30 protein-coding genes are annotated in these 26,617 nt (G+C 75.3%); 13 read left to right on the plus strand and 17 right to left on the minus strand.

The features are described from left to right. Positions 1–69 precede the first annotated feature (69 nt). Complete coding sequence (locus ACMXGY_RS19395; RefSeq protein WP_483774600.1) at positions 70–495, minus strand: VOC family protein; 426 nt, start codon at positions 493–495, stop codon at positions 70–72. Positions 496–589: 94 nt separating this feature from the next. Here ACMXGY_RS19395 and ACMXGY_RS19400 point away from each other — a divergent pair, with 94 nt between their 5' ends. Beyond that, entirely contained in the window at positions 590–1,252 is a 663-nt protein-coding gene (locus ACMXGY_RS19400; RefSeq protein WP_483774601.1) for a TetR/AcrR family transcriptional regulator, read from the plus strand. A gap of 130 nt (positions 1,253–1,382) precedes the next feature. Beyond that, positions 1,383–2,528, plus strand: coding sequence for a hypothetical protein (locus ACMXGY_RS19405; protein ID WP_483774602.1), 1,146 nt, complete (start codon positions 1,383–1,385; stop codon positions 2,526–2,528). Between the two features lie 6 nt (positions 2,529–2,534). Here the strand turns inward: ACMXGY_RS19405 and ACMXGY_RS19410 are convergent, their stop codons facing one another. The 4 genes from ACMXGY_RS19410 to ACMXGY_RS19425 form a co-directional block, all read right to left on the minus strand. Next, positions 2,535–2,924 (minus strand): STAS domain-containing protein, encoded by a 390-nt coding sequence (locus ACMXGY_RS19410; protein ID WP_483774603.1) that lies wholly within the window; start codon positions 2,922–2,924, stop codon positions 2,535–2,537. Between the two features lie 240 nt (positions 2,925–3,164). Then, positions 3,165–3,641 carry an aminoacyl-tRNA deacylase gene (locus ACMXGY_RS19415; RefSeq protein ID WP_483774604.1) on the minus strand — a complete coding sequence of 159 codons (477 nt, stop codon included), beginning with the start codon at positions 3,639–3,641 and terminating at the stop codon, positions 3,165–3,167. Between the two features lie 51 nt (positions 3,642–3,692). Further along, positions 3,693–4,088: a DoxX family protein gene (locus ACMXGY_RS19420; protein WP_483774605.1), complete on the minus strand. Its 396-nt coding sequence runs from the start codon at positions 4,086–4,088 to the stop codon at positions 3,693–3,695. Then, entirely contained in the window at positions 4,081–4,551 is a 471-nt protein-coding gene (locus tag ACMXGY_RS19425; RefSeq protein ID WP_483774606.1) for a nitroreductase/quinone reductase family protein, read from the minus strand. Before ACMXGY_RS19425 ends, ACMXGY_RS19420 begins: the two co-directional genes overlap by 8 nt. A 113-nt stretch (positions 4,552–4,664) precedes the next feature. Between ACMXGY_RS19425 and ACMXGY_RS19430 the strand changes: the two genes are divergently transcribed. Next, positions 4,665–5,120 (plus strand): MarR family winged helix-turn-helix transcriptional regulator, encoded by a 456-nt coding sequence (locus tag ACMXGY_RS19430; RefSeq protein ID WP_483774607.1) that lies wholly within the window; start codon positions 4,665–4,667, stop codon positions 5,118–5,120. Between the two features lie 33 nt (positions 5,121–5,153). Here the strand turns inward: ACMXGY_RS19430 and ACMXGY_RS19435 are convergent, their stop codons facing one another. The 3 genes from ACMXGY_RS19435 to ACMXGY_RS19445 form a co-directional block, all read right to left on the minus strand. Beyond that, positions 5,154–5,687: a DUF2087 domain-containing protein gene (locus ACMXGY_RS19435; protein ID WP_483774608.1), complete on the minus strand. Its 534-nt coding sequence runs from the start codon at positions 5,685–5,687 to the stop codon at positions 5,154–5,156. 65 nt (positions 5,688–5,752) lie between these two features. Next, positions 5,753–7,507 (minus strand): ABC-F family ATP-binding cassette domain-containing protein, encoded by a 1,755-nt coding sequence (locus tag ACMXGY_RS19440; RefSeq protein ID WP_483774609.1) that lies wholly within the window; start codon positions 7,505–7,507, stop codon positions 5,753–5,755. 253 nt (positions 7,508–7,760) lie between these two features. Further along, positions 7,761–9,692 carry a M15 family metallopeptidase gene (locus ACMXGY_RS19445; protein ID WP_483774610.1) on the minus strand — a complete coding sequence of 644 codons (1,932 nt, stop codon included), beginning with the start codon at positions 9,690–9,692 and terminating at the stop codon, positions 7,761–7,763. Positions 9,693–9,879: 187 nt separating this feature from the next. Here ACMXGY_RS19445 and ACMXGY_RS19450 point away from each other — a divergent pair, with 187 nt between their 5' ends. Further along, on the plus strand, positions 9,880–10,398 hold the full coding sequence (locus ACMXGY_RS19450; protein WP_483774611.1) for a hypothetical protein: 519 nt from the start codon (positions 9,880–9,882) through the stop codon (positions 10,396–10,398). Positions 10,399–10,540: 142 nt separating this feature from the next. Next, positions 10,541–11,107 carry a hypothetical protein gene (locus tag ACMXGY_RS19455; protein ID WP_483774612.1) on the plus strand — a complete coding sequence of 189 codons (567 nt, stop codon included), beginning with the start codon at positions 10,541–10,543 and terminating at the stop codon, positions 11,105–11,107. A 207-nt stretch (positions 11,108–11,314) separates the two neighbouring features. On the opposite strand, the gene ACMXGY_RS19460 is transcribed toward ACMXGY_RS19455, so the two are convergent. Both ACMXGY_RS19460 and ACMXGY_RS19465 read right to left on the minus strand, forming a co-directional pair. After that, entirely contained in the window at positions 11,315–12,085 is a 771-nt protein-coding gene (locus ACMXGY_RS19460; RefSeq protein WP_483774613.1) for a tetratricopeptide repeat protein, read from the minus strand. Between the two features lie 175 nt (positions 12,086–12,260). Beyond that, positions 12,261–12,806, minus strand: a complete 546-nt coding sequence (locus tag ACMXGY_RS19465) for a TetR/AcrR family transcriptional regulator (protein WP_483774614.1) — start codon at positions 12,804–12,806, stop codon at positions 12,261–12,263. Between the two features lie 92 nt (positions 12,807–12,898). Between ACMXGY_RS19465 and ACMXGY_RS19470 the strand changes: the two genes are divergently transcribed. After that, on the plus strand, positions 12,899–13,825 hold the full coding sequence (locus tag ACMXGY_RS19470) for an SDR family NAD(P)-dependent oxidoreductase (protein ID WP_483774615.1): 927 nt from the start codon (positions 12,899–12,901) through the stop codon (positions 13,823–13,825). Positions 13,826–13,884: 59 nt separating this feature from the next. Further along, positions 13,885–15,048: a GAF domain-containing sensor histidine kinase gene (locus ACMXGY_RS19475; protein ID WP_483774616.1), complete on the plus strand. Its 1,164-nt coding sequence runs from the start codon at positions 13,885–13,887 to the stop codon at positions 15,046–15,048. Positions 15,049–15,051: 3 nt separating this feature from the next. Here ACMXGY_RS19475 and ACMXGY_RS19480 read toward each other — a convergent pair whose 3' ends face one another. From ACMXGY_RS19480 to ACMXGY_RS19495, 4 genes are all read right to left on the minus strand, one after another. Then, the gene (locus ACMXGY_RS19480; RefSeq protein ID WP_483774617.1) at positions 15,052–15,537 is read right to left on the minus strand and encodes a pyridoxamine 5'-phosphate oxidase family protein; all 486 of its coding nucleotides are present in this window, start codon (positions 15,535–15,537) and stop codon (positions 15,052–15,054) included. A gap of 88 nt (positions 15,538–15,625) precedes the next feature. Next, on the minus strand, positions 15,626–16,387 hold the full coding sequence (locus ACMXGY_RS19485) for a response regulator (RefSeq protein ID WP_483774618.1): 762 nt from the start codon (positions 16,385–16,387) through the stop codon (positions 15,626–15,628). A 119-nt stretch (positions 16,388–16,506) separates the two neighbouring features. Next, the gene (locus tag ACMXGY_RS19490) at positions 16,507–17,877 is read right to left on the minus strand and encodes a sensor histidine kinase (RefSeq protein WP_483774619.1); all 1,371 of its coding nucleotides are present in this window, start codon (positions 17,875–17,877) and stop codon (positions 16,507–16,509) included. 33 nt (positions 17,878–17,910) lie between these two features. Continuing rightward, entirely contained in the window at positions 17,911–18,588 is a 678-nt protein-coding gene (locus ACMXGY_RS19495; RefSeq protein ID WP_483774620.1) for a response regulator transcription factor, read from the minus strand. 93 nt (positions 18,589–18,681) lie between these two features. Between ACMXGY_RS19495 and ACMXGY_RS19500 the strand changes: the two genes are divergently transcribed. From ACMXGY_RS19500 to ACMXGY_RS19510, 3 genes are read left to right on the plus strand one after another with little or no spacing between them, the layout of a single operon-like run. Beyond that, a complete protein-coding gene (locus ACMXGY_RS19500; protein ID WP_483774621.1) occupies positions 18,682–19,947 on the plus strand; it encodes a LolA family protein in 1,266 nt (421 codons plus the stop codon). Continuing rightward, a complete protein-coding gene (locus tag ACMXGY_RS19505; protein WP_483774622.1) occupies positions 19,944–20,903 on the plus strand; it encodes an ABC transporter ATP-binding protein in 960 nt (319 codons plus the stop codon). The genes ACMXGY_RS19500 and ACMXGY_RS19505 overlap by 4 nt, the downstream gene beginning before the upstream one ends. Continuing rightward, positions 20,890–21,768: an ABC transporter permease gene (locus ACMXGY_RS19510; protein ID WP_483774623.1), complete on the plus strand. Its 879-nt coding sequence runs from the start codon at positions 20,890–20,892 to the stop codon at positions 21,766–21,768. Before ACMXGY_RS19505 ends, ACMXGY_RS19510 begins: the two co-directional genes overlap by 14 nt. Positions 21,769–21,819: 51 nt before the next feature. Here ACMXGY_RS19510 and ACMXGY_RS19515 read toward each other — a convergent pair whose 3' ends face one another. After that, positions 21,820–22,260: a MarR family winged helix-turn-helix transcriptional regulator gene (locus ACMXGY_RS19515; protein ID WP_483774624.1), complete on the minus strand. Its 441-nt coding sequence runs from the start codon at positions 22,258–22,260 to the stop codon at positions 21,820–21,822. Between the two features lie 109 nt (positions 22,261–22,369). Between ACMXGY_RS19515 and ACMXGY_RS19520 the strand changes: the two genes are divergently transcribed. The 3 genes from ACMXGY_RS19520 to ACMXGY_RS19530 are packed head-to-tail and all read left to right on the plus strand — an operon-like array spanning position 22,370 to position 24,562. Then, entirely contained in the window at positions 22,370–23,059 is a 690-nt protein-coding gene (locus ACMXGY_RS19520; protein WP_483774625.1) for a maleylpyruvate isomerase family mycothiol-dependent enzyme, read from the plus strand. Beyond that, on the plus strand, positions 23,056–23,433 hold the full coding sequence (locus ACMXGY_RS19525; protein WP_483774626.1) for a DUF1304 family protein: 378 nt from the start codon (positions 23,056–23,058) through the stop codon (positions 23,431–23,433). The genes ACMXGY_RS19520 and ACMXGY_RS19525 overlap by 4 nt, the downstream gene beginning before the upstream one ends. A gap of 46 nt (positions 23,434–23,479) precedes the next feature. Continuing rightward, positions 23,480–24,562, plus strand: coding sequence for an arginase family protein (locus ACMXGY_RS19530; RefSeq protein WP_483774627.1), 1,083 nt, complete (start codon positions 23,480–23,482; stop codon positions 24,560–24,562). Positions 24,563–24,761: 199 nt separating this feature from the next. Here the strand turns inward: ACMXGY_RS19530 and ACMXGY_RS19535 are convergent, their stop codons facing one another. After that, entirely contained in the window at positions 24,762–24,962 is a 201-nt protein-coding gene (locus tag ACMXGY_RS19535) for a hypothetical protein (RefSeq protein ID WP_483774628.1), read from the minus strand. 348 nt (positions 24,963–25,310) lie between these two features. Then, a complete protein-coding gene (locus ACMXGY_RS19540; RefSeq protein WP_483774629.1) occupies positions 25,311–26,501 on the minus strand; it encodes an amidohydrolase family protein in 1,191 nt (396 codons plus the stop codon). Between the last annotated feature and the right edge of the window lie 116 nt (positions 26,502–26,617).

Below are 26,617 nucleotides of genomic sequence, written 5' to 3' on the forward strand. Positions count from 1 at the left end.
CCCGCCCCGTGAGGTAGGGACGGACGAGCCGCCGGTTCGTGACACGGGCGCCGGTGCGCCGCCCTCGCCCTACGTCGGGAGCGCCGAGGTGTCGTACTGGTCGGCGAACTCGTCGGACGGGGGTATGGGCGTGATGACGTCGACGAGGACGCCGTTCGGGTCCGCCGTGATGAAGTGGCGCTGGCCGAACGCCTCGTCGCGGAGGCTCCGCAGGACCGGGAGCCCGGCGGCGACGAACCGGTCGTGCACGGCGTCGACGTCGTCGACCTCGACGTTCAGCAGCAGCCCGCCGGCGCGGCCGCGGCCCACCTCGGGAATCGTCTCGTGGTCGCCGTCGAGCACGGCGACGTTCACCGTCTCGTCGTCCACCGACTGCAGGTGCACGTACCAGTCGCTCGTGAAGAGCGGCCGGAAGTCGAGGTGCTCGACGTAGAACGCCGCGGTCGTCGCGACGTCCCCCGTCATGATCACCGGGTACCAGCTCGTGATGTGCACAGTCTCGTCCTCTCCTCCGGAGCGACCTGCCCGCCGGTCGGTCCAAAAACATACAGCCTGTCTGTCGATCCAGGATGACGTACAGTCTGTCGGTATGCAAGAGGGCCGACGCACCAACGCCGAACGGACGCGCACGACGCGTGCCTCCCTCGTCACCGCCGCGCGCGAGCTCTTCGTCGCGAACGGGTACGCCGCGACGTCGACGCCGCAGATCGCCACGACCGCGCGCGTCACGCGGGGCGCGCTCTACCACCACTACGCGGACAAGCAGGACCTGTTCCGCGCGGTCGTCGAGTCGGAGGCCGAGGCCGTGGCGGCCGAGATCGCACGCCGGACCGCACCCGACCGCCACGACGCCTCGGGCGTCGTCCAGGACGCGGCGACGGCACGACGTCAGCTCGTCGACGGCGCGCGCGCCTACCTCGACGCGATGGGCGTCGAGGGCCGCACCCGGCTCCTGCTCGTCGACGCCCCGGCCGTGCTCGGTGCCGCGGAGGTCGACGTGCTCGACGCCCGCCACGCGCGCCGGACCCTGCGCGAAGCCCTCGGCGCGGCACTCGCGAGCAGGCCGGGCCCGACGCACGACGAGGCGACGGGCGAGCCGCCCGACGACACGCGTCTCGACGCGCTCACGCTCCTGCTCTCGGCGGCCTTCGACCGCGCCGCGCTGGCGATCGAGACCGGGAGCACGCCGGGCACGGTCCGGGCTGCCGTGACGGAGCTCGTGGAACGCGTGTGCGCGCCGCCTCCCGCGTGACGACGGGAAGCCCGGGACGAGGCCTGACGCCGGGCGCGCTCCCGCGTGCGGGTGAGCCGGGTCCCCTCCTCGGGTGATCCTCCTGCGCCCTGCGCGAGCCACGGTGGAGCCACCCACCGATGGAGGAACCATGGCCGCACCGCACGCCACACCCCGCACCCCGCCGTCCGACACCGCAGCACGCACCGCCGCTGCGACAGCCGTCAGGTCGACCGCGGTCGACCGCCGCCTGACGGCCGTCGCCCTCGCCACGTCCGCCGCGACGACGGCGCTGCTCGCCTTCTTCGTCGCCCGCCCCGCCGCGGACCCGCTCCAGCAGGACGGCGTCCTCGGGCAGCTGCTGCTCCCGGGCGGGGCGCTCACGCGGGTCCTGCTCGTCGTCGCGGCCCTCGGCGTCGTGACGGCCGCGGCCCTCCTGCTCCGCCCCGACGGCCCGCTCGCCCGCGGCGCCGCCCACGGCGTCACGACCGTCGCGGCGCTCCAGGTCGTCGGGTTCGGGTTCCTCGCCCAGGGGTCCGGGACGCTGAGCGTCGCGGGCTACCTCACCTCGATGCTCGTCCCGCTGCTCGCCGTGGGCTTCGCGGTCCAGGTGTTCCGCACGCGTCCGTCGTGGCGGGTACCGGTCGTGGCGGCCGGGGCGCTCGCCGTCGTCGGCGTCGTGGTCGCGCGGGACGCGTTCGGGACGTGGTTCGGCAACGTCACGGCGGCCCTGTGGCGCGACCACTGGCCGGTCCTCGCCGTCGTGCTGACGCTCGCGACGGCGACCGCCTGGGCCGGCCTGGTGGCGGTGCGTGCGTGGAGGGCCGGCTCCCTCCGGCGCGCCACGTCCTGGGTGACCCGCCACCGGCGCCTCCTCACGATCCTCGCCGCGCTCGGCCCGCTGCCCTACGCCCTGGCGCGGCTCACCTGGCTCACCCCGTGGCCGCAGGCGGGCGGCGAGGGCCTCGAGCTGGCCGTCCGGATCCAGGGCCTCGCGCTGTCCTCCGGGGCCTGGCTCGGGTTCGTCCTCACGCTCGGCCTGATCCTGCCCTGGGGCGAGCGGTTCCCGCGCTGGTTCCCGGGCCTCGCGGGCCGCCCCGTCCCGCCAGCCGCGGCGATCGTCCCGGGTGCCGCCGTCGCCGTGATGCTCTGCGGAGCCGCGATCCCGCTGCTCGTGCTGATCGGCCCCCTCGGTGCGCTGCTCTTCCCCGCGTGGTTCTGGGGACCGACGCTCGCCCTCGCCGTCTGGGGCTACGCCGGGCACCGCGCGGGCGCGCCGGAGCGCGTCGGCGTCTGACCGACCTCAGCGCGCGCCGACGACCTCGATGGGGCCGGTCGACACGCCGCTGCGCTCGACGGGAAGGCGCCCGCCCATCCCGATCATCTCGAGCAGCTCGACGATGCTCGGGGACGGGTCGCGCAGCACCACCTCGCGACCCTCCTCCTCGCCCATCATGTAGAGCTGGATGATGAACGCGATGCCCGACGAGTCGATGAAGGTCACGTCCGCGACGTCGACGACGACGCGTCCTCGCGTGTCGATGACGTAGGTCATCGCCTCGCTCGCGCGGTCGCGCAGGGCGGCGTCGACCTCACCCCACATCGAGACCACGACCCCACCGTCCGCCGGAGCGTAGGCGATGCCGCTCGTCCGGTCGATCGCGCTGCCAGTGTCCACCACGGTCCAGCTCACCGTCTCTCGAGTCGTCCTGCGTCCTGCCGCCGGTCCTCCTCGGGCAACGCCCGGTTCCGACGACGTGTTCCCCGCGCGCCCCCGCGGGACTCCTCCGGGCCGCCTGTCGACGGTCGACCGCGACCGGAGCATCCTGAGTCTGCACCCGTCGCGCCCTGCACACCACCCCCGGCGCGCGCGGTGGTCGACCTTCCCGAAACCCTCACATCCCGGGCCGGACGAGCATGCGCGGAGGTGCGCTCACAGCGGTTCGGTCACGTCCGCGACCTGCGCACCGAGAGCCCTGACGAGCTCGCTCCCGTCGACGGTCGCGGCCACCCCGTGCGCGCCACCGCCGATCGAGACCTGGTGCGCCTCGCCGTCCGGCGCGACCCGGGCGTCCGCGACGACCGGCCAGGCGCGGGTGGAGCCGAACGGGGTGATGGTCCCGCGCTCGTAGCCGGTGACGTCGCGCGCGACCTCCTTGTCCGGCATCGACAGCCGGGAGACACCCAGCAGGGCGCGGAGCTTCGGCCACGAGATCTGCCGGTCGCCCGGGACGAGGACGAACAGGAAGTCGTCGTCCCCACGGCGCACGACGATCGTCTTGAGGACCCGCGACGGCTCGACGCCGCGCGCCGCAGCCGCCTCCTCGAGCGACCCCACTGGCCCGTGCCGAGTGATGGTGAACCCGATGCCCGACGCCTCCAGCGCCGCGAGGGCGCGCTCGCTGCTCATGCCACCGACCCTAGCCGGACTCCCGGTGCGCGCCCGGAACCTACCGATCCGTCACCGCCGCCGACGCAGCGCCCGGACCAGGGAGACCGTGCGGCTCCGGAGGGCGGCCGCCAGCCAGATCGTCACCCCGAGCACGACCAAGGCGGCGACGGGCGGGCGGCCCTGCGCGAGGTCGGTGACGACGGCACCGACCATGAGCATCGTGAGCCCGGTGGCCGCCGCCCCGGCGAGCAGTGGGACGAGCAGGCCCACGCCGCCGGCGACCTGGAGGAGCCCGACCGCGACGCGCACGAGCACGCCGGCCCCCATCTCGTCGAACGGCTCCCCCGTCCCGAGGCCGCCCGCCGCGAGCACGGACCCGGCGACGACGAACACGAGCCCGAGCCCGATCCGGACGGCACGCACGAGACGCCCCTGGCGGACCGGGTCGACCACGGTGCTAGCCATCGGACCGGCCCTCCGAGTCGCCCGTCGGCTCGAGACGCCGGAGCGCCACCGCGGGGATCCGGCGCGCGGTCCCGTCGCGGTAGGCCGCGAAGGCGACGTCGGCCTCCGCGCGCCGGTCGAGCAGGCGGGCCGACTCCTCGGCACCGAGCTCGGCGGCGAGGGCGCGGAACCGCTCGACGCCTCCGTCGCCTCCGGGGACCTCGACCTCCACGACCGGGTGGGCCCGGACGTTGTGCAGCCACGCTGGATGCTGCTCGGCCCCTGCGTTGGTGGCGTGCACGACGATCCGGTCGGCCTCGTGGACGGCGGCCAGCGGCGTCGTCCGCGCCCTGCCCGTGCGCGCACCCCTGCTGGTCAGCAGGACGAGAGACGCCCCGGTGAACCACGCGCCCACCTGCCCTCCCCCGGAGCGGAACGCCTCGATCACCTCGGCGTCGTTCCTGGGACCGTCGTCTTGCGGCATGGTCGCCTCCCGTGCTCGAATAACTTTGAGGAGAAAGCATCTTTGTTTTCAAAGGTAGTTGCCAGAGGCGGTGCCGTCAACCGGTCCTGTGGTGATGCAGCAGGAGGACGCACATGACCAGCACGGCCGACGACCCGGGACTCGAGGACACCGTCCGCGGCCTCCAGGTGCTCGTGCCGCGGATCGTGGCGCGCGCCAAGCGCCGCACCGTGCCCGCCGAGCTCGCCGGGCACGACCTCGCCCCGCGACACCTGACGCTGTTCGCGACGCTGCTCGACGGACCGCTCACCGTCAACGAGCTCGCCGCGGCCCTCCGGCTCGCCCCGACTACGGTCAGCCTCATGGTCACCGATCTCGCCGACCAGGGGCTGCTCACCCGGGAGGAGGACCCCTCCGACCGTCGACGCCGGCTCGTCTCGATCCCCGCCCGTCACCGACCCGCCGTGCACGCGTGGCTCGGGGACAGCGCGGAGGCCTGGCGCGCTGCGCTGAGCAGCCTCACCCCGGCCGAGCGCGGCCTGGTCCTGCGGACCCTCCAGGACTACGAGCGCCACCTCGCCGACGGGTAGCCCCGACGCCGGTCCGCTCCTCCGCGCGAGGACTCAGACGTCGTCGAACTCCGTGACGACCGTGCGCCAGTACTCGGCGCCGTCGCGCGTGCGGTGCACGAGCCCGGCGTCGACCATCGCGCGCCGCAGCGACACCGGGTCCGCCGCACGGGCCGCGAGCCGCTTCGTCAGGGTGAGCTCGGTGACCGGCTCCTCGAGCGGGAGGACCTGCGCCGCGAGGTACCGCACGACGAGCTGGCGGTCGCGCAGGCGCTTCGGGCTGCGCAGGAGGCGACCGTCGGTGAGGAAACGCTCGGGGCCGCTGGGCTGCGGTGAGGGCGTCGTGGAGAGGAGGGCCGCGAACCGCTCGGGCGCGGCACGGAGGAACCCGGTGTCGTCGCGCACGACGACACCGGCCGCGAGCAGCGGGGCGAGCCGCCGCCGCTCGTCGGTCGACAGCGTCGCCTCCGCGGGCCCGTCGCTCACGACGCGCGCGAAGACCTGCAGCCGGTCGGCGTCCGCGAGCGACGCGACGACCTGCTTCCACGTGTTGTCCACAGCCGGGGTTCCCTCGCGCGTGCTGTCCACACCGCGACCCTAGGCACGCCCCGGCGCCCCCGGCCAGCGCGTTCTCACCGCCACGCCGGGCCCGCTCACGCGAGGTGCACGACGTCGCCGGTCCAGCGCCGGCGCAGCCACCGGTCGTGGGACGCCACGACGACGGCGCCCGGCCAGTCCTCGACGGCCTCCATGAGCTCGTCCGCGAGCGTGAGCGACACGTGGTTCGTCGGCTCGTCGAGCAGCAGCACGTCGGGCGTCTGCGTGACGAGCATGGCGAGCACCACGCGCCGGCGCTGGCCGACCGAGAGGTCGGCGAGGGGCCGGCCCAGGTCGCGCGGGGCCACCAGCCCGTGCGCGTCGACCCGCGCGTCGCGGGCCTCCGACGGGTCGATCCCCTGCGCGAGGGCGAGCAGCTCGCGGGGGGTGCGGGCGTCGTCGTGCAGGTACACGTCCTGCTCGAGCAGCCCCACCCGGACCCCGCGCGCCCGGCCGACGCTCCCGGCGTCGGGCACGAGATCGCCGGCGAGCACGTGCAGCAGCGTCGACTTCCCGGCGCCGTTGGCGCCCGTGACCAGCAGCCGCGTGCCACGCGACACCTCGACGGACGGGACGCCCGACGCCGCCATGTCGAGGCGGTCGGCCCGCTCCCCCGTCCCGGCCCTCACCTCGGCGGGCACGGCCCGGTGCACGACGACGTCCCGCGCCCACGCGACGAGGTCGCCCGAGGCGGGCTCGCCCGTGCCTTGCGGAGCGGCGAACCGCAGCGGCGCGGGAGGCTTGCGCACCTGCTCGCGCTCGAGCGTGTCGAGCCGCAGCCTCGCGTTGCGCACGCGCCGCGCCACCTGGCTCTGGACCCGCTCGCCCTTGAAGTCGTAGAGGATCTTCGCCTGGTTGCCCCGCTCGCGGTCCTTGCTCACGTCGCGCGCCGTGACCGCGACCGAGCGGCGCAGCTCGGCGAGCTCCGCCTGCTCGGCGGCGAAGCGCTGCTCCCAACGCTCGCGCTCGACGCGCTTGGCCTCGAGGTAGTCGCTGTACGTCCCCCCGTAGAGCGTCGCGGTGCCGCCGGACGCAGCACCGTCGGCGTGCGGCGTACCCGCGGTCCCGGCGCGCAACGGCTCCGCGACGGGGTCGAGGTCGAGGATCTCGGTGCACACCTCGTCGAGGAACACCCGGTCGTGGCTGGCCAGCACGACGGCGCCCGGAAGCGCCCGCAGCGCGGCGGCCAGGAACTCGGCGGCCTGGTCGTCGAGGTGGTTCGTGGGCTCGTCGAGCAGCAGCGCGCCCGGTTGCCGGACGAGCAGCGCCGCGAGGCCGAGCCGCGTGCGCTGACCGCCCGAGAGCGAGCCCACCGGACGGGTCGCGACGTCCTCGACGTCCAGACCGAGGCCGGCGAGCGTGCGCGCGGCGCGCGCGTCGGCGTCCCACACGTCCGCGAGCTCGGCGCGCGCCAGGGCACGCGCGTACGCGTCCTCGGGATCGGCGCCGGACGACCCGGAGGTACCCGGTGGCACCGCCGACAGCGCGACGGCCGCCGCCTCCAGCTCGCGCTCGATCGCCCGGACCCGCACGAGGGCGTCGTCGACGACCTCCCGCACGGTGCTCGACGGCGGGTACGGGAACTCCTGGTGCAGGAACCCGAGGTCGGGCGGCCGGGTGACGGTGCCGCCGTCGGGCACGGTCGCACCGGCGAGGACTCGCAGGAGCGTGGACTTGCCGACGCCGTTCTCTCCCACGAGGCCGGTGCGGTGCCCGGGGTCGACGGCGAGGTCGACTCCACGCAGGACGGGCCTGCCGTCGAAGGACACGCGGACGTCGGACGCACGCAGGACAGGGGTACGAGGGGCCATGAGGAGATCACCTACCAGGTGCCCGGCCGGCACGGGCGCAAGGTGTGGTGGACGTCCGAGGGGACGTCCGAGGACACGGTGCGCGGGTGCCGCGGCGACGGGCTCGACGGGACGGAGCGGTCGGGGCAGGTGAGGATCACATCGAGGAAGAGGCTACGGCGCACGCCCGCACGACGCACGGGAATTACGCCGTGACCCGGCCCGCGCGCACGACGTGCATGTACGACGGGCGGGCACGACCCGACCGTGCCGGTCAGGGCGCGGTCGTCGCCGTCGCGTCGTCCGTCGGCAGCGAGGTCGGCTGCGTGGCGTCGGGCGCGGGCTCCGTCGGAGGATCGGTCGGCGGGTCCGTCGGAGGATCCGTGGGTGGGTCCGTCGGAGGATCGGTCGGCGGGTCCGTCGGAGGATCGGTCGGCGGGTCCGTCGGCGGGTCCGTGGGTGGATCGGTCGGCGGGTCCGTGGGTGGGTCCGTCGGAGGATCGGTCGGCGGGTCCGTCGGGGTCGGCGTCGTCGGCGGGTCCGTCGGCGTCGGGGTCGGGGTCGGCGTCGGGGTCGGGGTCGGCTTCGGCGCGGGCGTCGACGGCGTCGGCACGACCGGACCCCCTGGCGTCGTCGGCGGCTTGGGCGACGTGCTCTCTCCGGGCGTGTACCGGTCGGGCATCTTGCCCGCGCCGAAGAACTCGAAGTGCCACGGCTCGGGCTTGGACCCGTTCGGGCGCGCCCAGCCCGGGTTGTCCCACCCGTAGTCGGGGGCGTGCGTGCGCAGCCACACGTAGTCGCGCGACGTCCCGGACGGCACGTTCCCGCCGATGTCGATCGCGAGGCCCCACCCGTGCTGCGACGTGCCCGGCACGGCCGCGAGGTACGGCTTGATGGCCTTGAGCCGCACCTGGTCGTCGTACGGCCGGTAGGCGTCCGTGATCTTCAGGGCGTAGCCGAACTCCTTCTGGAACTCCGCCGCGAGCGCCTCGAGCTGCTCCGCGGCGTCGCAGCGCAGGGACTTGCCCGGGGCGAAGTCGAGCTCGCACAGCGCCTCGGGCGGGATCCGCCCGTTCTCGTAGCTCGCCGTGGAGTCCGCGTACCTGGCGACGACCTCGGCCAGGCGCTCCGCGAGCGTCGTGCCCGCGAGCGGAGCGGTGGACGTGGCGCCTCCCGCGGGGACGACCCCCACGGGGACACGGTCGGAACCGAGGAGCTCCGCGAGGCGCGTCGCCGCGCCGACGACGGTCTCGAGCGTGACGGAGCCGTGCGCATGGTCGTCGTCGGCGTGCTCGTCGGTGTCCTCGTCGCCGCCCTCCGGGGCGGTGCCGTCGAGCTCGCCGGGGGCAACGCCGTCCGGTGCCGGGACCTCGTCCTCGGGCAGCGTGCGCTCACCGGGGGCGGGAGTCCCTCCCGGGGACGACGGCGTCGCGCCGCCCTCCGTGCCGTCCGGGGTTCCGGACGGCGCAGTCCCGCTGGGTGATGGCGACGGCGACGGGCTCGGGGAGGTGCTCGGTGCAGGGCTCGGCGAGGTGGTCGGCGCGGGGCTCGGGGGTGCGGGCGTCGACGACGTGCGCGTCACGTCGACGACGCCATCGACGGCCGGGCCGCCCGCTGCGTCCACGGACGACGGCGTCCCGCGGGTCGGCTCGTCGTCAGCCGGGACGTCGGCGCCGGGCGCGGTGCCCTCGTCCCCCGTCGTCCCGTCCGTGCTGTCGCCGGGCTCGACGGGAGCCGGGATCTCGGGGACCTCGGCGCCGTCGAGCGTCTCCCCCAGGTCGAGCTCGTCCTCGGGCACGAGCTGGACGGGGACGCGGCGCGCGGCGTCCTGCTGCGCGAGGTAGGTCGCGAGGAGCATGCCGAGCTCGGAGCGGGCCTGCTCGACCGGGACGGTGACCTGGTCGGACTCGAGCGCGTTGGCGGTCGCGAGCACCTCGATCGCGCCCTCGAGCTGCTGGTCCTCGTCGAGCCCGGCGCCGAGGCCGCTGGAGAGGGCGGAGACCGGGGTGGCGTCGGCGACGCCGTCGGCGAAGAACGACGCCCCGGCACGGGGCTGCGCGCTGCCGGCGAGGGCCGCGACGAGCGCGATGCCGAGCGCCGACGAGATGAGGACCTGTGAGACCGTGCGTGCCCGCCTCCCGGCGGGCTCGGGCGTCACGAGCACGTCGTCCTCCGTGCCCTCGTGGTCCGCCGTGGACGTGCTCACCGATGCTCCCGTGCTTCGTGTCGTCTCGCGGGCACCGGCGCCGATGCCACCGTTCAGGCGCGTCGTCGTGCACGACGCGGCCTCGGATCGGTGTGCCGTGCGCCACACTGCCCTCGTCCCGCCTACCGTAACACCGTGTCCACGAGGCCCTCACCTCGTGCCCAAGTACCCCGTGGACAATGGCCCCATGAGTTCATCGACGCGTCACCGCAGGTCAACGTCGCGCATGCTCGCGGCCTCGACGGCCCTCGTCGCCGCGACGGTCCTCGCGGGCTGCGCCGAGGACGGTTCGGTGAGCGTGCCGGAGTTCACCCTGACGGGCGACCAGGTCCAGCAGTTCCTCGACGACGCACGGTCCCAGGCGGAGACGATCGGCGACGACGTCCGCTCCCTCACGGACGACCTCGGCTCGCTCTCCGGCGACGCGCAGACCCGCGCAGAGGAGGCCGTCACGGCGGCGCAGGAGGCCGCGGACGAGGCCCGCGTGGCGGCCGACGAGGCTGCCGCGGCGACGGAGGACACCCGGGCCGAGGCCGAGCAGCGGCTCGCCGACGCGGAGGCGGCGCTCGAGGACGCGTCCGCGGAGCTGGAGGAGGTCGCGGGCTCGCTCTCGGACGCCGACGCGGCCGTCCGCGACGGGATCGAGGACCTGCGCACGCAGGTCGACGAGCTGCGTGCGAGCCTGGACGAGTCGACCGGCTCCTGATCCTCTCCGCATCCTCTCCGTGCGGTGACCAAGGTCCCCGCACGCGACGACCTTCGCCCGACGTCCACACCCCCTCCGCTGGAGTGTGCTGTTCCCAGGAGCCCGGACCACCCAGGTCGCGGGTCGACGAGAGGGGACTGAGATGACGGGGACGATCGAGCGGAACGCGCCGCTCCCCACGGTGGAAGGCAGCGAGCCGGAGACCCTGAGCCTCGCCGCACGTGCGAGCCGGCCCGCCCAGGTCGTCCTCGGCGTGCTGCGCATCGCCCTCGGGTTCTACTTCCTCTGGGCGTTCCTCGACAAGACGTTCGGCCTCGGCTTCGCGACGCCCGCGGACCGCGCCTGGGTCAACGGCGGCAGCCCGACCACCGGCTACCTGTCGGGTGTCGAGGGGACGTTCGCCGGGTTCTTCAACGGTCTCGCCGGCGCCGCATGGGCGGACTGGTTGTTCATGGCCGGCCTGCTCGGCATCGGCGTCGCCCTGATCCTCGGGATCGGCATGCGGGTCGCCGCCGTGAGCGGCACCCTGCTCCTGGTCTTCATGTACCTCGCGTCGCTGCCGCTGCAGACGAACCCGATCCTCGACGACCACATCACCATGGCCCTGACCGTGATCGCCCTCGCACTCATCGGCGGCGGGGACGTGCTCGGCCTCGGCCGGACGTGGAAGAAGCTGCCGCTCGTCCAGCGCCACCGCTGGCTGGTCTGACGGTTCCCGACCGCCCGCCGTGTGCGGCGGGCCTCACGGGGCGACGGTGACCGCGCGACGTTCTGAGGCCGTCGCAGCAGGGAGTCGCCCCCGGGGGAAGAGGGTCGCGCGGGAGGTGGGGAGACCACCCGCGCGGCCCGCCCCGCGTCCGGCGGGGTGCGACGAGCGATGTCGCACCCGCCGGGCGCCTTCTCGTGCCACCCCGTCTCAGCCGAACCGCGCGAGCAGCTCCGCCGCCTGGGGATCGCCCTGGGCGGCGGCGTCCTGCCACAGCCCCATCGCCTCGGCGACCCGCCCCGCGCGCAGGCGCAGGACGCCGAGGCTCGTGCGGGCTCCCGCGTCGCCCACGAGCGCCGCCTGCTCCAGCAGGTCCTCCGCGTCCAGCCCGCGGCCCGCCCGGACGTAGAGGTCCGCGAGCGCCGCGGCGACCCGGGTCTCGCCCGCCTCGGCCCAGCTCTCCAGCAGCGCGACGGCGGCGTCCGGCCCGAGCGCACCCGACTGCGCGTGCTCGACGGCGGCCTCCCAGCTCTCCCCGGCGGCCGCGGCGACGACGTCCGCGGCCGCGTCCGGCTCTCCCAGGTCGGCCAGGACGTGCGCGAGCCGGGCGGACGCGCCGTCGACCCCCCGGGCGAGCTCGTACCAGCGCCGTGCGGCGTGCAGGTCACCGCGTTCGTGGGCGACCTGCGCGGCCATGTACGCGCCGTGCTCGTCGCCCGCTAGCCCGGCGAGCTCGAAGCACCGGAACGCCGGGGCGTCGTCGCCCGCGTCGAGGTGCGCCAGGCCGAGCCGGTAGACGGCGCCGGGCACGCCGTGCTCGACGGCGGCCTCGTAGAACGGGACGGCGGCCGCGGGGCTGCCGAGGGTGCACAGGTCGTCCGCGATCGCGACGAGCTCGGCCGGGTCGTCGGGGTGCAGGTGCCCGACGGCGGCGCGCAGGTCCGCGAGCGCGCTGGCGGTGGACTCGTCGGTGGTCGGCATGCGGCAGCGCGTCCTTCCAGCCCCTGCGGTCGAGCCCGGGAGCGATCCCACGCCTGCCTTCCGGCGACGCGGTGGACGACGGACGGGGACAGCACGGCGACGGGATGTCCGGGATGTGGACGCACGATAGCGCACCGCGCTGCCGCGCGGATCCCGTCGCCGGTCCGGCGGTCGGTCAGTCCGCTCGCCCTGACAGGCCCGCGAGGACGACGTCGAGGAGCACGTCGCGGTCGACGGGTGAGCCGAGCCGCACCGCGTGCTCGACCCCGCAGACGAGGTGCTCGAGCTGCGCGGTCGTCACGTCGTGGCGCAGCGCCCCGCTCGCCCGGGCGCGGGTCAGCACCTCCTCCCAGTCCGCGAAGATCCCGCGCTTGAGCTCGCGGACCTCGGGGGTGCCGTCCTCCGGCGCCAGGATCACGGACTGCAGGCCGCCGTCCTCGAGCTGGAGCGCGAGCGCTCCGCGGAGCATGCGGGCGACGCCGGCACCGGGGTCGGGCTCCCGTGCCGCCTCCCGCGCGACCTCCCGGAGGCGCTCGAGCGTCTCCACGGAGAGCGCCTCGACGAGCGCCTGGACGGTCGGGAAGTGGCGGTAGACCGTCCCGACCCCGACCCCTGCCTCGCGCGCGACCTCGTTGAGGCGCAGCGCGTGCGGCTCGCGGCCGCGCGCGACCTCGAGGATCCGCGCGCGGCTTCGGACGGCGTCGGAGCGCTGTGCAGGCACGGCACCACACTACCCGGGGAATCGGATAGTTCATCCGCATCAGTGCTACGGTGAACCGGATAGTTCATCCATCTACCGGAGCGGAGCAGAGCATGACCTGGAACCCGAGCGCGGTCCCCGACCTCACGGGCCGCACGCACGTCGTCACGGGCGCGACCGGCGGCATCGGCTACTTCGCCGCCGAGCAGCTCGCCGCGGCCGGTGCGCGCGTCGTGCTCGCGTCGCGGACCCCCGCGAGGCTGCACGCGGCCGAGGCGTCGATCCGCGAGCAGGTGCCCGGGGCCGACGTCGGCTCGGTCGTCCTCGAGCTGACCTCCCTCGAGTCGGTCTCCCGCGCCGCGAAGGAGCTGGCGGAGCTTCCCCGGCTCGACGGCGTCTTCCTCAACGGCGGTGCCATGACCGCCCGCCGCGGGGCCACGACCCAGGACGGCGTCCCGCTGATGCTCGGCAGCCACGCGGTGGCGAACGTCGCGCTCGTCGCCGGCCTGCTGCCCGCCCTCGCCGCCACCGGCCGCGAGCACGGCGACGCACGCGTCGTGCACGCCTCCACCGGGTTCGTCCGCCGCTTCCGCGCGCCCGTCGGCGACCTCGTCGACGTGCCCCGCCTGTGGGTCGCCGCCTACACGCACGCCAAGGTCGTCACGGAGATCTTCGCGTTCGAGCTCGACCGCAGGCTGCGCGCAGAAGGGCTGCCCGTCGCGTCGATCGTCAGCCATCCCGGCGTCGGGGTGGACGCCCGCACGCCCCGCCGGACCGGGGTCCACGACGCGACGACGCCGCGCCGCCGGAACCCGTACACCCCCTGGGCCCAGGGCAAGGACTCCGCCGCGTGGTCCGCCGTCCGCGCGCTCACCGACCCCGACGCCCGGGGCGGGCAGTTCTACGGCCCCAGCGGCCGGCTGCGGGGGCTGCCCGTGCTCGTCGAGCCCGTCGCCCGCACGGCACGGCCGGACGGCGACGAGGCGGCTCGCGTGTGGCGACGGCTCGAGGACCTGGCGGGGGTGCGCCTCGGCCTCTGACCCGTGCCGGCGCGGCACGTCCGGCGCACACGACGGCTCCGCTCTGGGAGACTGCAGCGGTGAGCGGAACGACCGACCTGCCGGCCGCCGTCGGGCAGCGCGTGCTCGACGCCGTCGTGGCGGTCACGAGCGACCTCGACCTGCCGCAGGTGCTGCGGCGCATCGTCGGGGCGGCGATGGACCTGACCGGTGCGCGCTACGGCGCCCTCGGGGTGCTGGACCCGTCGGGGCGCGAGCGCCTCACGCAGTTCATCCCCCTGGGCCTGACCGACGACGAGGTCGCGGCGATCGACCACTGGCCGCACGGCGAGGGGCTGCTCGGCGAGATCATCGACCGCCCGGAGCCGGTCCGGGTCGCCGAGATCGCCGACGACGTCCGCTCGGCCGGCTTCCCCGAGGGCCACCCGCCGATGCACACGTTCCTCGGTGTCCCCGTCCGGGTCCGCGAGACGGTGTTCGGCAACCTCTACCTCACGGACAAGGCCGACGGCGTCCCGTTCACCGCGGAGGACGAGTCCGCGGTCGTCGCCCTCGCCGCCGCGGCGGGCGTCGCGATCGAGAACGCGCGGCTGTACGGGCGGGCGAAGCAGGTCGGCGTGCTCGAGGACCGCGACCGCATCGCGCGCGACCTGCACGACGTCGTCATCCAGCGCCTGTTCGCCTCCGCCATGTCGCTCATGAGCGTGCAGCCGCTCGTGACCGACCCGGACGCCCGGACCCGCATCGAGGAGACCGTCGCCGACCTCGACGAGACGATCCGCCAGATCCGCTCGACCATCTTCGCGCTGCACACCGCGACCGACCCGGACGCGCCGTCGATCGAGGACCGGTTCCACGCTCAGGCCGAGGCGGCGACGACGGTGCTCGGGTTCGCCCCCGAGGTCACGGTCGAGGTCGCGGCCGAGGGGTCGGGCGCCGGCGTGTCGGACGGCGGCCCGAGCCTGCCCGCCGAGGTCGCGGACCAGCTCGTCGTCGTGCTCGGGGAGGCCCTGACCAACGTGGCCCGGCACGCGCGGGCGACCGCCGTCGTCGTGCACCTCGTCGTGGCCGCGCACGAGGCGCGCCTGACGGTCACGGACGACGGCGTGGGGATCCAGCCCGGCGGACGCCGCTCGGGCCTGCGCAACATGCAGGCGCGCGCCGCGGCGCTGGGCGGGTCGAGCACCGCGACCGCCCTGCCCGACGGCGGCACGCGCCTCGAGTGGTGGGTCCCGCTCGGCTGACGTTCAGCGCGCGATGCGCCGGCCGGTGACGATGCGCGGCACGACCTTGATGACGCGGTCGCGCACGCCCGGCACGAAGGTCACGAGCGGCAGGTCGAGCAGCCGCTGCCGCTCCACGGGCTCGGTGACCTCGAACGTCCGCCCGACGAGCACGACGGACCAGCCCGAGCGGGCCTCGGCGTCGAACCAGTCGACCTCGAACGCGACGACCGCGCGGCTCGCCGCGACCGCGAGCTTCGACCCCTCGGCGGTGCGGAACACGACGTCGGGCCCGTCGAGGACGAAGTTCACCGGCTGGATCGCCGGCAGCGCGTGGTCGGTGTAGACGATGCGGCCCACCGGGACGCTCGCGAGCAGCGCATAGCTCTCCTCCGGCGTGAGCTCCACGAGGCCCGCCGAGGCGCGCTGTCGCTCGGCCGTCGCCGCTCCAGCGCTCGCCACCGGTGCCCCGGGTACCCTCCCGGTCTCAGCCTGCCCGACTGTGTCCATGTCGCCATCGTCGCGCCACGGTGTCAGATCGGCGAGTGCCGAAGGTCCCGACGGCGCGCGGTCGTCGGGCAGGTGCTCGTCGGGCGGCTCAGGGCCGCTGGTGCTGGCCACTGCCCTGCTGGCCGCTGCGCTGCTGACCGCCCTGCTGCCGGTCCCCCGGGCCGCCCGCACGGGGGCCGGTGCCGCCGGGGCGGTTCGCCTCCTCCTGGCGCATCTCCGTCGCGAGCACCGCGACCTGGGTGCGGCGCTGGAGGCCGAGCGTCGCGAGGACGTGCGACACGTAGTTCTTGACCGTCTTCTCCGCGAGGTACAGGCGCTTGCCGATCTCGCGGTTCGTCAGGCCCTCGCCGATGAGCGCGACGATCTGGCGCTCCTGCTGGGACAGGCCCTCGAGCCGGTCGGGGATCTCGTCGTCGGCGTGCCGCAGGCGCTCGAGGACACGAGCGGTGCTCGCCGGGTCGAGCAGCGACCCGCCCGCCGCGACCGTCCGGACGGCGCCCACGAGGTCCGACCCGTGGATCTGCTTGAGCACGTACCCCGACGCCCCGGCGAGGACGGCCTGGAACAGCGCCTCGTCGTCGGCGAACGACGTGAGCATGAGGCAGCCGACCTCCGGGAGCTCGGAGCGCACCTCGCGGCACACCTCGACGCCCGAGCCGTCGGGGAGGCGGACGTCGAGGATCGCGACGTCGGGCCGGGTGGCCTTGATCCGCGCGAGCGCGGAGGCGGCGGTGCCGGCCTCGCCGACGACGGTGATGTCACCGGCCGCCTCGAGCAGAGCGGCGACGCCGCGACGGACCACCTCGTGGTCGTCGAGCAGGAACACGCGGATCGGGTGGGGAGAGCCCATGTGGTCAAGGTATCGCCTCGGCCCGGACCTGTGCCTGCTCGCGGGCGCGATCCAGGCCCTGCGGCCGCACGGTCGGGGACCTTCGTCCCGGCCCCTCGTCACGCGTCGTCGGGAGAGGTTCAGGGCTGCGCGAGACGCACCTCGGCACGCAGGCCTCCGAGGACGGACTCCCCCAGGACCACGTCGTCACCGTGCTCGCGGGCAGTCTCGCGTGCGATCGCCAGGCCGAGGCCCGTGCCGCCCGCGTCGCGCTCGCGCGCCTCGTCGAGGCGGGTGAAGCGCTCGAAGACGCGTTCGCGGTCGGCCGCGTCGATGCCCGGTCCGTCGTCTTCGACGACCAGGCTCCCGGGCCTGGCCGTCACCCGGACGCAGGACGTGGCGTGCCGGACGGCGTTGTCGACCAGGTTGCGCAGGATCCTGGCGACGGCGGCCCGGTCGCCCCGGGCCGTGGCCGTGCCGTGCAGGACGACCGCCACCGCGACCGGCGGGCGCCCCGGCTCGCCCGGCGGCCTCTCCTCGGAGACCGCGACGACCTCGTGCGCCAGCGCGCCGAGGTCGAGGTCCTCGTCGACGACGGGCAGCGCGCCGAGCCTCGCGAGGACGAGGAGGTCGTCGACGAGGGCCTGCAGGCGCCGGACCTCGTCCTCGAGCTCCACGGCGAGCTCGTTCCCGGGGTACGCCGTGGGGTGCAGCCGCGCGACCTCGATGCTCGCGCGCAGCGCCGCCACGGGCGAGCGCAGCTCGTGCGCCGCGTCGGCGACGAACGACCGCTGCCGCGCGGCAGCCGCCTGCAGGCTGTCGAGCATCGTGTTGAGCGTGCGGGCGAGCGCCCCGAGCTCGTCGTCGGCGCGCGGCACCGGGAGGACGCCCGGTCCCCCCGACCGGGCGATGGCGTCGGCGCCCCGCCGCAGCTCCTCCACGGGGGACAGCGCCCTTCCCAGCACCGCCCAGATCACCCCCGCCGCCACGAGCGTGAGCAGCGGGACGACGACGGCGAGCGAGACGCGCAGCGCACGGACGACCCCCTCCACCTCCCGCAGCGGCATGCTCGCGACGGCGGTGACCCCGTCCGATCCCGCGACCGGCGCGACCGCGACCCTCGCCGCGGCGTCATAGGCGCTGCGGTCCGTGCCGACCACGCGCACGTCGTCCTCCGCGACGGCCTCGGCGCGCATCGTCGAGAGCTCGTCGGCCGGCAGGATCGGCAGGGTCCGGCTCGCCGACGCCGACGACGCCAGGACGTCGCCCGCCGGCCCGACGAGCTGCACGACCTCTCCCGGCTCGGAGACCGGCAGCACGTCCGGCACCTGGTCGCTCGCCGCGAGCCGGGCGACCAGCTGCGCCCGCTCGCGGGCGATCTCGTCCAGCGCGGCGACCCGTCCGCCCGACACCACCGAGGACAGGACCAGTGCGCCGACGACGAGTGCCGCCGCCACGAGCAGCGACGCCAGCGCGGTGAGCCGGGCGCGCAGCGACCACGTGGCCCGCACGGGCCTCACCGCGCCTCCGGACCGGTCACGACGTCACGCGACCGGGTCCCGCGTCGCGACCGCCGCCAGCCGGTAGCCGGCGCCGCGCACGGTCTCGATGACGCCCTGGCCGAACTTGCGCCGCAGGTAGCCGACGTAGACCTCGACGACGTTGAGGCCGTCCCCGGCCGCGTCCCACACGTGGTCGCGCAGCTCGCCCTTGCTCAGCACCTGTCCAGGCCGGCGCATGAAGTACTCGAGGAGTGCGAACTCGCGCGCGGTGGTCGCGACCTCGTAGCCGCGCTGGGTCACGACGCGCGTCGCCGGGTCCAGGGAGAGCTCGCCGGCCGTGAGGACCGTCGGTCGCGGCTGCGGTCCGCGCCGCACCAGGGCCCGCACCCGCGCCACGAGCTCGACGAACGAGAACGGCTTCGTGAGGTAGTCGTCGGCTCCGAGGTCGAGGCCGTCGGCGATGTCGTACTCCCCGTCCTTGGCGCTGAGGATCAGCACGGGCGTCCAGACCTGGAGCTCGCGGAGCCGGGCGACCACGTCGTACCCGTTCAGGCCGGGCAGCATGATGTCGACGAGGACGGCGTCGAACTCGCCGGACGCGGCCAGCTCGAGACCCCGCCGCCCGTCGAGCGCGACGTCGACGGCGAATCCCTCGGCCAGCAGGCCGCGGCGCAGCGCCTTCGCGACACCACGCTCGTCCTCGACCACCAGCACCCGCACGCCGACAGCATCGCACCCGTCTCACGGCCGCCGCGCGCCGGGGCGGGTGCGTCTCTCAGCGTGGCCTCAGGTGCGGTGTGCGACGGTGTGGCCATGGCCACCGAACCCGTCCGCCCGTCACCCCGCGAGCCCGCCGTGGGACGCTCGCGCCGCGCCCGCTGGGCGGTGCCGGCCGTGGTCGCGGCCGTCGTCGCCGGCGCGTTCGCCGCGCCCGCGCTCGTGGCCTCCGCCAGCTCCGACCTCCCCGAGCTCACGCCCGCGGAGCTGCTGGCGAAGGTCGCGGAGGCGGACCCCGTCCCGCTGTCCGGGACGGTGGTCCACACCGCACGGCTCGGGCTTCCCGACCTGCCGCTCGAGGAGCTGCAGGGCGCGAGCCCGCTCGACCTGCTGGGCGGCAGCTCGACCGTCCGGCTGTGGTCCGACGGCGAGGACCGCTCGCGCGCCGCGCTGCTGGGCGACCTGTCGGAGTTCTCCGTCGTGCGGGACGGGCCGGAGGCGTGGACGTACTCGAGCCGGGACGACGCGGTCGTGCACTACACGGTCGCGCCGGACGACCTCGCGGCGTACGAGGAGCTCGACGACGCCGCGCGCACCGGCGCCGCACCGGACGTCGCGGGCGACCTGCCGACGCCGGCGCAGGCCGCGGACGCGCTCGTCGCCTACGCCGCGCTCTCCACCGACCTGTCGGTCGGCACGGCCACCGAGGTGGCGGGCCGCGACGCCTACCAGCTCGGTCTCGTGCCGCGCACCGACGGCACCCTCGTGGACCGCGTCCTCGTCGCGGTCGACGCGGAGACGTCCACGCCGCTGCGCGTCCAGGTCTGGAGCACGCAGGACGCGCAGACGCCCGCGCTCGAGATCGGCTTCACCGACATCTCGTTCGCGACGCCGGACGACGCCGTCTTCGACTTCGCCGCGCCGGCCGGGGCGGCCACGAGCGAGGTCGAGGTCCCGCTGCCCGACCCGGCCGACCGTCCGACGCCCGACCCCGAGGCGCTGACGACGGCGCCCGAGGGCGTCTCGGTGAGCGGCACCGGCTGGGAGACGGTCGTGTCGGTGGACGGCGTCGACGTCGCCGGCCTGCTCGCCGGCGACCCCGCCTCGGCGACGGCGCTCCCCGGGATGGAGCGGAACCTCGGCTCCGCCGGTGCCCAGGACCTCTACGGCGAGATCGTCGGTGAGGACGGGCAAGCACCCGGCCTGCCGGAGATCGACGCGTCGGCGCTCTACGAGCAGCTGACCGAGGAGGTGCCGGAGGGCCGGCTGCTCTCCTCCGCGCTGCTGTCCGTCCTCGTGACCGACGACGGTCGCGTCCTCGTCGGGTCCGTGCCCGCCGAGGTGCTGCGCGACCTCGCATGACGAGCACGACCGTCGCGCAGGACCTCGCGGTGCGCACCCGCGGCCTGACCAAGCGCTTCCGCTCCGGTCAGGTCGCGGTGGACGACGTCGACCTCGAGGTTCCTCGTGGCGCCGTCTACGGCTTCCTCGGACCGAACGGCTCGGGGAAGACGACGACGCTGCGCATGGTGCTGGGTCTGGTCGCCCCGACGTCCGGGACGGCCACGCTCCTCGGGGAGCCGATGCCCGCGGCGGCGTCGCGCGTCCTGCCGCGGGTCGGCGCGCTGGTCGAGGGCCCCGGCTTCCACCCCTACCTGTCGGGGCGCGCGAACCTCGAACGCCTCGACGCGGTGGACGCGACCGCCGACCCCCGGACCCGGGACCGACGGACCGGCGCGGCCCTCGACCGGGTGGGGCTCACGGCGGCGGCACGGAAGCCGTTCCGCCAGTACTCGCTCGGCATGAAGCAGCGCCTCGGCCTCGCTGCGGCCATGCTGCGACCGCGTGAGCTGCTCGTCCTCGACGAACCGACGAACGGCCTGGACCCCCAGGGCACCCGCGAGGTGCGCCACCTCCTGCGCGAGCTGGCCGACGCCGGCACGACCGTCCTCGTCTCCTCGCACCTCCTGGGAGAGGTCGAGCAGGTGTGCACGCACGTGGGCGTCATGAGCCGCGGGAGGCTCCTCGTCCAGGGCCTGCCCCAGCAGCTCGCCGCCGACGCGGAGCCGACCGTCGTCGTCAGCACCACCCGCGCGTGCGTCGACGGAGCGGCACGGCTCCTCGGGGACCTGGGCCTGGTCGACGTCCAGGTCGAGGGGACGGCGCTGTCCGCGCGTCTGGGCCTCGTCGCGCCGGAGAAGATCTCGGCCGCCATGGTCGGCGCCGGGCTCGACCTCGTCGGGCTCGAGGTCCGCCGGCCCAGCCTGGAGAACCTGTTCGTCGAGCTCACCGGGGAGGGCTTCGATGTCGCCCGCTGACGTGGACACCGGTGCGGGGCCGACGACGTCCCGCGCCCCGACCCGTGGTGCGTTCGCGAGGCTGCTCGCCAGCGAGCTCCGCCTGGTCCTGAGCCGCCGTCGCAACCTCGTCCTGCTCGCCGGGCTCGCCCTGGTACCCGTCCTGATCGGCACCGTGCTCTTCGTCACCCAGGACACGGCGGTCGGCGCGGGAGGACCGCCGTTCCTCGACCGGGTGACCGGCAACGGGCTGTTCCTCGTGCTCACCGCTCTCGTCGCGTGCCTGCCCCTGCTGCTCCCGCTGGTGGTCGGCATCGTCGCCGGCGACGCCGTCGCCGGCGAGGCGCAGGCCGGCACGCTGCGCTACCTCCTGCTCGTCCCCGTGCCCCGGACCACGCTCCTCGCCGCGAAGGCGCTCGCGGTGCTCGTCTTCGCGGCGTGCACCGTCCTCGCGATCGCCCTGTCCGGGCTGGTGACCGGCGCGGCGTACTTCGGCATCGGCGAGGTGACCCTGCTGTCCGGCGACACGGTCACCGCGGCGGAGGGCGCGGCCCGCACCGCGGGCATCGTCGCGTACGTCGGGCTGTCGCTCACAGGGCTCGTCGCGGTCGGGCTGTTCTTCTCGACGCTCACCGAGGTACCGGTGGCGGCGACGGCGGCGACCGTCGTCGTCGCGATCGTGTCCGGCGTCCTCGACGCCCTCCCGCAGCTGTCCGCCGTGCACGGCGCGCTCCTCACCCACCACTGGCTCGACGTCGGCGAGCTGCTGCGCGCCCAGATCGACGTGGGGGTGCTCGGCGAAGGTCTCGCCGTCCAGGCCGCATGGGCAGCGATCTTCGGCGCCCTCGCCTGGAGCCGCTTCACGACGGCAGACGTGTCGTCCTGAGGTCCTCGCCCCGCACGACGGCCGATGACGACCCGCGTACCCCAGCCCGTCCTAGGCCCAGGGGTCGGTGATCTCTCTCAGGCGTTCGAGCTGACGACGCAGGGCGGCCATGCCGCGCGCGCCGAGGTGCGCGGTCCACTCCTCCTCGACCCGCGCGAGCTCCGCCGCGGCGACTCGGGACGCCGCCTCGCCGCGGGCCGTGACACGCACGAGGCGCGCCCGGCGGTCGGCGGGGTCGGGGACGCGCTCGACGTACCCGGCGGCCTCGAGCTGGTCGACGAGGAAGCCCGCGGTCTGCTTGGTGATCTCCGCCGCCTCCGCGAGCTCGGTGAGCCGCGTGCCGTGCGGTCCGATCCGCTGGAACACCCGGAGCTGCGCGGGCGTCGCGTCGTCGAACCCGGCCTCCCGGACCGCGGTGTAGACGCGGAGCTCGAGCGCGCGGTACGGGATGAACAGGAGCAGCCCGGTGTTGAGCTCGCCCTGCTCGCTCACGTGCGCCTCCGTGGGTCTTCGGGGGTCTTCGGGGGTCTTGAGGGTTGACGATCGTCAGTCAGTCTGACTAAAGTAGTCAGATCATCGTATCAGTTCTGGAGGCGCTCCCATGAGTGCACCCGACTACTGGATGACGGAGGACGACGTGTGGGCGGCCGTCGCGACCGCCCGGGCCTCCTTCGTGGACCTCGTCGCCGGGCTCGACCCCGCCGACTGGGAGCGCCCCAGCCTGTGCGCGGGGTGGCGAGTGCACGACGTCGCCGCCCACCTCGCCCTCGCCCCGACCTCCTCGCGCGGGGCGCTCGCCCGAGGACTCGTCCGGGCACTCGTCCGGGGGCGCGCGAGCTTCGACGGGATGATGGACCTCCTCACGCGCGAGGCCGGGACGCGTCCGCGCGAGGAGATCCTCGCCGCGCTCCGGGCGGCCGTCGGGTCCCGCCGCCTCGCCCCCGGGACGACCTCGCGCGTCGCGCTCGTCGACGCGCTCGTCCACACGCAGGACGTCGCCGTCGCGCTCGGGGTCGACGCGCCCGCCCCGCCCGTCGCCGCACGCGAGGCGGCCGAGCGCGTGTGGGCCGCGGCGTTCCCGTTCCGTGCCCGACGGCGGCTCGCCGGCTTCCGGCTCGTCGCCACCGACGTGCCCTGGCAGCGCGGCGCGGGCCAGCAGGTGACCGGCTCCATGACGGCGCTGCTCCTGCTGCTCACCGGGCGACCCGCGGCACTCGCCCACCTGGACGGGGACACCGTCGGCCACCTCGCCCGCGCGTTCGCGCCGCACGACCGGGAGGAGCTCCCATGAGCACGCTCGCCCAGGTCCTCGCCGTCGCCGCCGGCGTCCTGCACGTCGGCGTCGGGGTCGTCGAGGCCTTCTTCTTCCAGCGGCCCTGGGCCCAGCAGTTCCTGCTGCGCAAGCGCTTCTCGCCGCCCGAGGTAGCGCTGTGGGCGTTCAACGTCGCGTTCTACAACATGTTCCTGGGCGCCGGGACGGTGCTCGGGGTCGTGCTCGCCGCCAGCGGGCTCGTGGACGAGGGTCGGACCCTGGTCCTGTACACCGCGGGGTTCATGACGCTCGGCGGCGTCGTCCTGTGGATCTCCGACCACCGGCTGTGGACGGGGACCCTGGGGCAGTCAGGGTTCGGGCTGGCGACCCTGGTCGCGACGCTCGCGTCCTGACGCCACCCCGGCCCCCTCGGCCGGCGGGCGTTGCTACGGTCGAGAGGTGACCAGCGCCGAGCAGCCCCTCGCCCACGACCCGCTCTGGCCACGCGCGGGCGGCTGGCCCGCGCCGACCGGTGGCGACGTCGACCTGGCCCTGCTCGGCGTCCCGGCCTGGCGCACGTCGCTCTCCCCCACCGGCGCGCACACGACCCCCGCCGCCGTGCGCGACGCGCTCCGCCGGTACAGCCCAGCGCTCGCCCCCGACCGCCCTCTGCCCGACGCAGGCCCCTCCGCCCGCGTGCGGTCCGCCGTCGGGCGTGACGGTGCCGGGCGTGACGGTGCCGGGCGTGACGGTGACGCGCGTGACGGCGCCGACGGCGGACCGGTGGACCTGGCGAACCTCGTGCTCGCGGACCACGGCGACGTGCACGAGCCGGACGGAGACGACGGCGAGGCACGGACCCGCGAAGCCGTCCGCGCTGCCCTGGAGCGCGCCCGGCTGCTCGTCGCGCTCGGCGGTGACAACTCCGTCACGGTCGCGACGGCGCTCGGCGCATGGGGCGACGACCTCACCACCGCCGGCCTCGTCACGCTCGACGCCCACCACGACCTGCGCGAGGGCGTGTCGAACGGGTCGCCCGTGCGACGGCTGGTCGAGGCGGGCCTCGACCCGGCGCGGATCGTCCAGGTCGGCATCGCCGACTTCGCGAACTCCGCCGAGTACGCGCGCAGGGCCGTGGACCTGGGCATCACCGTGGTGCACGTCGACGAGCTGCGCCGTCGCGGACCGGACGACGTGATGCGCGCGGCGTTGGCGATCGCGGGATCCGCGGGCGGGCCGGTGCACCTCGACGTCGACGTCGACGTGTGCGACCGGTCCGTCGCCCCCGGGTGCCCCGCGAGCGTCCCGGGCGGCATCGCCGCGTGGGAGCTCCGCGCACTGGTGCGGGCCGCCGCGCGCGACGAACGCCTCCGGTCGGCGGACGTCGTCGAGGTCGACGCGACCGCCGACGCCCCCGACGGCCGCACCGTCCGCCTCGCCGCCCTCTGCGTCCTCGAGCTCGCCGCGGGCCTCGCCCTCCGCCCCCCGCCCCCGACCCCGACCCCGACCCCGACCCCGACCCCGAAGACCCTCCTGGCATAGCCTCGCCCGCCGAGGCAGAACACCGGTTCGCCGACGTAGAACGCTGGTCCGCCGAAGTAGAACCGTGGTTCGTGGTCGGGTCCGCGGGCGGGGCCGCGTCGGTGCTCGGGCTGTCCGCGCCGTCACCGTGGCCGGTCGGGCGTGGGTCTGGGGAGCGCGGCCTTGACGCCCTTCGCATCCGACGCAGCCCCACCCGCCATCACCGCACCTCGGGCAGGCGCGCGGCCCACAGCGCCCGAGGCCCGCCGAAGTAGAACCGTGGTCCGCCGAAGTAGAACCCCGGTCGCGCGAAGCAGAACCGTGGTCCGCCGAGGTAGAACCGTGGTCCAGCGATGGCGATGGCGGGAGCGGGCAGTGCCGAGCCGGGCGAGTTGGTGCTGTCCGCGCTCGGGGCGACCATGCGGTCCTGGCCCGTCGAGCATGCGGTTGTCGCCCGTCAGGCGCCCAGGACGAGCCACAACGACATGCGCGGCGCAGCACCGCGGGGCGGTCGCCCGGGTGCGCCCGGACCAGGGCGGGACGACGCCGGAGGGGTGGGTGGGGGCGCCGCGTCGTGGTCGGGCCTGGCGGGAGCCGCGAGGAACGAGCGGCGGATGGAAGACGCGGCGCCCCCACCCACCCCGACACCCAAGCCGACCACGCGCCGTCCGACACGACCACGGTTCTACCTCGACCGACCACGGTTCTACCTCGACCGACCACGGTTCTGCCTCGGCCGACCACGGTTCTGCCTCGGCCGACCAGGGTTCTACCTCGGCGGGAGGCGGACGCCGTCCTTCCAGACCGCCGCGACGATCGGCACTCCCGGGCGGTAGGCGAGGTGGACGCGGGTCGGGGCGTCGAGCAGGACGACGTCGGCCCGGGCGCCGGGGGTGAGGCGACCGACGTCGTCGCGACGCAGCGCGAGAGCCCCGCCTGCCGTCGCGGACCACACGGCCTCGGCGACGGTCATGCGCATCTCCCGGACCGCGAGCGCGACGCACAGCGGCATGGACGACGTGTAGCTCGACCCGGGGTTGCAGTCGCTCGCGAGCGCGACGACGGCGCCCGCGTCCAGGAGTCGCCGTGCGTCGGGGTAGGGCTGGCGCGTGGAGAACTCGACGCCGGGCAGGAGCGTCGCGACGGTGCCGGCGCGCGCGACCTCCGCCGTCGCACCCCCCGGAGCGTTGCGCTCGTCGGCGGGTCTCGACCATGAGCCCGCGAGCGCCGCGACGTCGGCGTCGGTGAGGTAGGTGCAGTGGTCGACGGCGGCCGCGCCGAGCTCGACGGCGAGCCGCACGCCGTCGCCCGGACCGAGCTGGTTGGCGTGCGCGCGCACGCCGAGCCCTGCGGCGGCACCGGCCTCGAGCACGCGGCGCGACTGCTCGGGCGTGAACGCGCCGGTCTCGCAGAAGACGTCGACCCACCGGGCGTGCGGCGCGCACGCGGCGAGCATGTCGCCGCACACGAGGTCGACGTACTCGTCGGCGCGGCCTGCGTACTCCGCCGGCACGACGTGCGCCCCGAGGAACGTCACTTCTGGCGTCGCCTCGCGCGCGACCCGGACCGACCGCTCCTCGTCCGCGACGGTGAGCCCGTACCCGCTCTTGACCTCGACGGTCGTCGTGCCCTGCCGCGCCATCTCGTCGAGGTGACGCGCGAGACCGGCCCGCAAGGCGTCGTCGGACGCCGCACGGGTCGCCGCGACGCTGGACCGGATGCCGCCCGCCTCGTACGGCCGCCCGGCCATGCGCGCCTCGAACTCGGCGGCGCGGTCACCCGCGAACACGAGGTGGGTGTGCGAGTCGACGAACCCGGGGATCACGGCCCGTCCGCCCGCGTCGACCGTCACGTCCGGCTCCCGCCCGTCGAGCGCCCGCCCGACGGCGTCGCGCGCCTCCCGGGCAGGTCCCGCCCAGGCGACCCGGCCGCCGTCGAGCAGCACGACGGCATCGCTCACGAGACCGGTCGGGTCACCGTCGCGCGTGCCTGGGCCGCCGGGGGCGTTGGTCGTCAGCTCGCCGATCCCGGTGAGGAGCGTCGACCCGCCCGCCGAACCCGGAGTTGCCGGCCACC

It is taken from the genome of Cellulosimicrobium sp. G4 BAM 1002, from assembly GCF_057126935.1.